Annotated in this window: 3 protein-coding genes; 2 read left to right on the forward strand and 1 reads right to left on the reverse strand. The window is 32.8% G+C overall.

Going from position 1 to position 4,664, the window contains the following annotated elements:
• Nucleotides 1–204: 204 nt before the first annotated feature.
• Nucleotides 205–1,806 carry a DGQHR domain-containing protein gene (locus ACP6PL_RS30195; RefSeq protein ID WP_426549066.1) on the reverse strand — a complete coding sequence of 534 codons (1,602 nt, stop codon included), beginning with the start codon at nt 1,804–1,806 and terminating at the stop codon, nt 205–207.
• Between the two features lie 738 nt (nt 1,807–2,544).
• Between ACP6PL_RS30195 and ACP6PL_RS30200 the strand changes: the two genes are divergently transcribed.
• Both ACP6PL_RS30200 and dndC read left to right on the forward strand, forming a co-directional pair.
• Entirely contained in the window at nt 2,545–2,799 is a 255-nt protein-coding gene (locus tag ACP6PL_RS30200; protein WP_426549084.1) for an HNH endonuclease, read from the forward strand.
• A 138-nt stretch (nt 2,800–2,937) separates the two neighbouring features.
• The gene (dndC, locus tag ACP6PL_RS30205; protein ID WP_426549067.1) at nt 2,938–4,500 is read left to right on the forward strand and encodes a DNA phosphorothioation system sulfurtransferase DndC; all 1,563 of its coding nucleotides are present in this window, start codon (nt 2,938–2,940) and stop codon (nt 4,498–4,500) included.
• The last annotated feature ends 164 nt before the right edge of the window (nt 4,501–4,664 follow it).

Raw genomic sequence — 4,664 nt, forward strand, 5'->3', positions numbered from 1 at the left:
GCTTTAAACCACAATTATTTAATTAACAATTAATAATTAATAATTCGGTAACTTTTCAGCTAGGAAAAGTAAAGGAAACTTTAGAGAAATAAACTTTGAAACCTTTTGTTTGATTATTTTTACAATCCAAGCAATATACCTATTTTTTTAGGTTACATTGCCTATTGCTAAAAATACGAAAATTAACTTCTATCAATCCCAACTTCAAGACAAAATTTCCGGCAACCCTACCTTTTTTAATTCTACAAACTTACCCTGAAAATCTACAGCTCGATCCTCCCCAACTCGCCTTGCTTCTGCCAACTCCCGACGAATTTCTGCCCGCTCTATTTTGTCAGAAATTCCACCTAATATGTAGATAAACAATCTCATCGCTAAATCTCTACCAGCTACCGACATTCGCTTACGATTAAAATCATATAAAACCCCATACCAAATTGAGTCAGGAAATTCTATTCCACTCAAGCCACCATCCACATCATACTTATTTAATTTCAGGAAAACCTCCTCCAGAGAAAATCCTTTTTTATAGATTAAAATCCCTAGAGCTTCAGCAAAAGCAATTTGCCCAACAGGGCGAAATAAAACATGGCCTTCTCCTGGTTTTATCTCAAAACTAAATCTTCTTAGTTCCGGAGTTTCAGAAGCATTTTCTAATCTCGAATAACTAGGTAAATTAGCTAAATAATCCCAAAATTCCATAAACTCTTTCACCCCTTCTTCTAATTCTTCTTCTTCTGGTCGCATAGGAATTAAACCTCTATCTAAAGGTTTCCAATAGGGATAGCGAAGTTTTAAATATCTTTCAGAAATTTCCTGTAATGCTTGGAGAGTTGTTAAAACAGTAGACTTAGCTGCCACGGTTGCACTATCCCAATTTATCCTCGGATTTCTACCATCTTTCTCCTTAAAAATAGGATGATAAATTGCTATTTTTCTTGCCACAATAGCAAATCCATCATCCTCATTTAATAATGCTAATTGCCCTTTACTTAATTTAACTGCTGTCAAATTTACATGAGCAAAAACTGACCTAACTCTACGTCGCGCTTGTGCTCTTGTCTCTCCTTTGACTACTGCTGGAATAAATTCTATGCCTATTTGTTCGTATGCTAATTTTTGTAGTTCTGGTAATTTAATGTGATTAATTTCGCTTAAATCATTAATGGTAATTGCAACGCCTACTGGTTTCTTTTGTTTGTTATATCTTGGTAATCTACCAGTTTTTATTAATTCCATTAATCCTTGAATTCCCATCAGTCGATGTTGACCGTCTAAGGCGAATACTGCTACTTCTAAACGTAGGTCTAATAATCCTACTTTTCCCTCTAAATCTAGAGGTAAGAAATCAGTTGCAGATTTATTTGCTTCACCTTTTTTATTCCATTCTTCTGCTTTGGGGTTATCTACCCAACTAGGGCTAATAACTACTAATACTGCGGGAAATTTATGTGCTTTTCTTGTTGCTAAATATAGAGTTAATGGAGCTTGACGAGACCAGTCTAAAGGTCGTTGTTGAATTTCATCTATTGTTTCTGCATTCCGAATTATGTTGTCAGTTTCCATGTCAAATTTTTGCCGAAATAATGGTAGTTGGGAGGCAAAACGTACACGACTATCTAACCATTCTAGAGTGACGGAACCTATGTAAGATTCTGTATTTCCCATCATAGTTTTTTGTACTAATAATCTGTCGTCTTTGCCTATATGTTTGTCTAAAAGGATGGCGATCGCTTCTCTTTCTCGATTATCGTTTTCTAAAATTTCTTTTGCTATTTCTGACGTGGGTTTATTGGTCTTTTTCATTGCTGATTTTGGGAAATATTTTTAAAGATTTTTGAAAATTACTACATATATAAATTTTTGTCAACAAACGTTTTTAAAAACTTTTGAGTTAGTATAATTATTAATTGTAGAGTGATTGTTTATATATCATATACTATTTATTATGTCAATACTAACTGATGGAACATTAGTGATGAATATTGATGTCTTTTTTTACTCTCAAAATAATAAACATTCAGTTATTAGCAGTAAGTTTTTAGAGAGCATAGTGTTTGAAGTCAAAAGTTAAAAGTAAGATTTTATAGACTCAAAACTTTGACGCGCTCAGTAATTTCAGGAAATTATTTCACATTTAAAATTTGAAACTATTTATTTGTGATATCTTTAAAGTGAATTAGTATCAATAAGTTTGAATATCACCTATTTAAGATGACAATTGTTATAGTAGACAGTTGATTTATTCGTGTAAAAAATAGGGATGAAAAACTTATTTATTTTGTAGAAGTCAAAGATTACCGAATAATTATTAATTATTAATTATTAATTAAATAATTCAGGTTTAAAGCCTCCTCTTTCAAGAGGAAAAAAGCGGTCGTTTGCGGAGCATTCCGAAGGATGGGATAAAGAAATTATCGTAATTAATGAAAGATTCTAAAAAGACGATCATGAGGAAGAAAGTTCAATTAATTTATTAAAACAACAACAAAAACAACCTAAATCATATATGAGAAAATCTGTAGCTAGATATAGAATCTAGTTATACATAGCTGTAACTATAAATGTGCTTTTTGTGGAATGAAAGTCACTATGTCAATCAAGCAAAATATTGTAGATGGAGCGCATATAAAACCATTTGCCAAATTTTCTGACAATAGAATAGATAACGGTATATCACTTTGTAAAAATCATCATTGGGCATTTGATAAAGGTTTATTTACCATCTATGATAATTATAAAATTATCGTTTCCAATAACTTTCAAGAAGAATCACCAAATTCTAAACCTATGAAATAATTTAATAATAATCAGCTTTGGTTGCCCAATGAAAAAGAATCTTTCCCTAGAATAAAAGCTTTAAAATGGCATCGCCAAAATGTATTTATCTCATAAAAATTCAGAATAAATTAAAAAAAATTTTAGGAGTATTGAAAAATGGCAGGGATACAAAAATCTCTTTTTCCAGAACGCACAACTGCTGAACTAATTAAAGAGATAGAAAAGCTAACTCAAGAAATTCAAGAACTATATTGCTTTGATGAAATTCCTTGGGTTGTAGGATATTCTGGAGGAAAAGATAGTACCGCAGTTTTGCAACTTGTCTGGAATGCGATCGCTAATTTACCAGTAGAAAAAAGAAGCAAAAAAATTTATGTAATTACTACAGATACACGAGTAGAAAATCCTTATGTTTCTGCTTGGGTTAAGCAATCTCTAAAAAATATTGAAATAACTGCTGAAAAGCAGAAAATGCCAATAGAACCTCATCTTCTACAACCAAATATTCAAGACACATATTGGGTAGGCTTAATTGGCAAAGGTTATCCTGCACCTCGCCTTAAATTTCGATGGTGTACAGGACGTTTAAAAATTGAACCATCTAATCTTTTTATTCGGAATGTTGTTAGAAATAATGGAGAAACAATACTTGTTTTAGGAACTCGTAAAACAGAAAGTATTCATCGTGCAACAATAATGAATAAACGAGAAATTGGTAGAGTAAGAAACCATTTGATTCCTAATCCTAGTCTGATTAATTCTTTACTTTATACTCCTATTGAAGACTGGCGAACTGATGAAGTTTGGCTATATTTAATGCAATGGGAGAATCCTTGGGGAAATAGTAATAAAGATTTACTAACAATGTATCGAGGTGCAACAGAAGATAATGAATGTCCGTTAGTAGTTGATACTTCTACTCCTAGTTGTGGAAGTTCTCGGTTTGGATGTTGGGTTTGCACCTTAGTAGATAGTGATAAATCTATGTCAGCAATGGTTCAAAATGATGAAGAAAAAGAATGGTTACAACCCTTAGTAGACTTGCGTAAAGAACTAGATATTTCTGACAGAGATAAAAGAGATTTTCGGCGAATTTGGGGTACAGTTCAACTATTTGAACGGAAAATAGATGGTGAAGTTTCTGTAGAACCAATACCAGGTCCCTACAAAAAAGAATGGCGAGATACTTTACTAAGGAAACTGCTAGAAGCTCAAACACAAATTCGTGAAACTGCACCAGAAAATATGCGAGATCTTACCCTCATTTCTCTGGAAGAACTAAGCGAAATTAGACGTATCTGGTTAGAAGAAAAACATGAGTTTGATGATAGTTTACCCCGCATATATCAAGAAGTCACAGGAGAAGAATTTCAAGACTGTCGTCCTGGTACAGGAACGAGCCTTTTAGGTAGTGATGAATGGTCAGTATTAGAAGAAATATGTAATGAGGATGAAATGCACCTTGAACTTATGGCAAAACTATTAGATACAGAACGGCAATATTATATTAAGTCTCACCGATATAAGATTTACGAAAGTCTCGAACAATGTTTTGAAACAAGTTCTCGTTCCAAGGAAGAAGCTATTCAAAACGCTCATAATAAAAGAGATCTCAAAGAAGCTGTTGAGCAAGGAAAAGTTTCAGATAAAATTAAACAATTAAGTTGGGCAAATATGAAGTTTTCTCGTCAAAGTTCGGCAGATATCGAGGAAGAGTAATACCATTTATCAAAAACTTTTCTACATTTTATTGAGTAGAGGGGTATGGAGTTTGAGAAGTTTGGGGAGGGTAGGAAAATCGAATGTTGCTTACCTCCTGTCGAGAAAATTAAAAAATGACTAGGAACTTAATGAAATTTTCTCTGGCAAATTTATCTCTGGTC

It is taken from the genome of Dapis purpurea BLCC-M126 (assembly GCF_050015975.1).
In the GTDB taxonomy this organism is placed as follows: Bacteria; Cyanobacteriota; Cyanobacteriia; order Cyanobacteriales; family Microcoleaceae; genus Trichodesmium.

Bases quoted from the DNA above. Each gene is read 5' to 3' on its own strand.
- ACP6PL_RS30195 (WP_426549066.1), bottom strand. From the start codon at position 1,806: ATGAAAAAGACCAATAAACCCACGTCAGAAATAGCAAAAGAAATTTTA.
- dndC (WP_426549067.1), top strand. From the start codon at position 2,938: ATGGCAGGGATACAAAAATCTCTTTTTCCAGAACGCACAACTGCTGAA.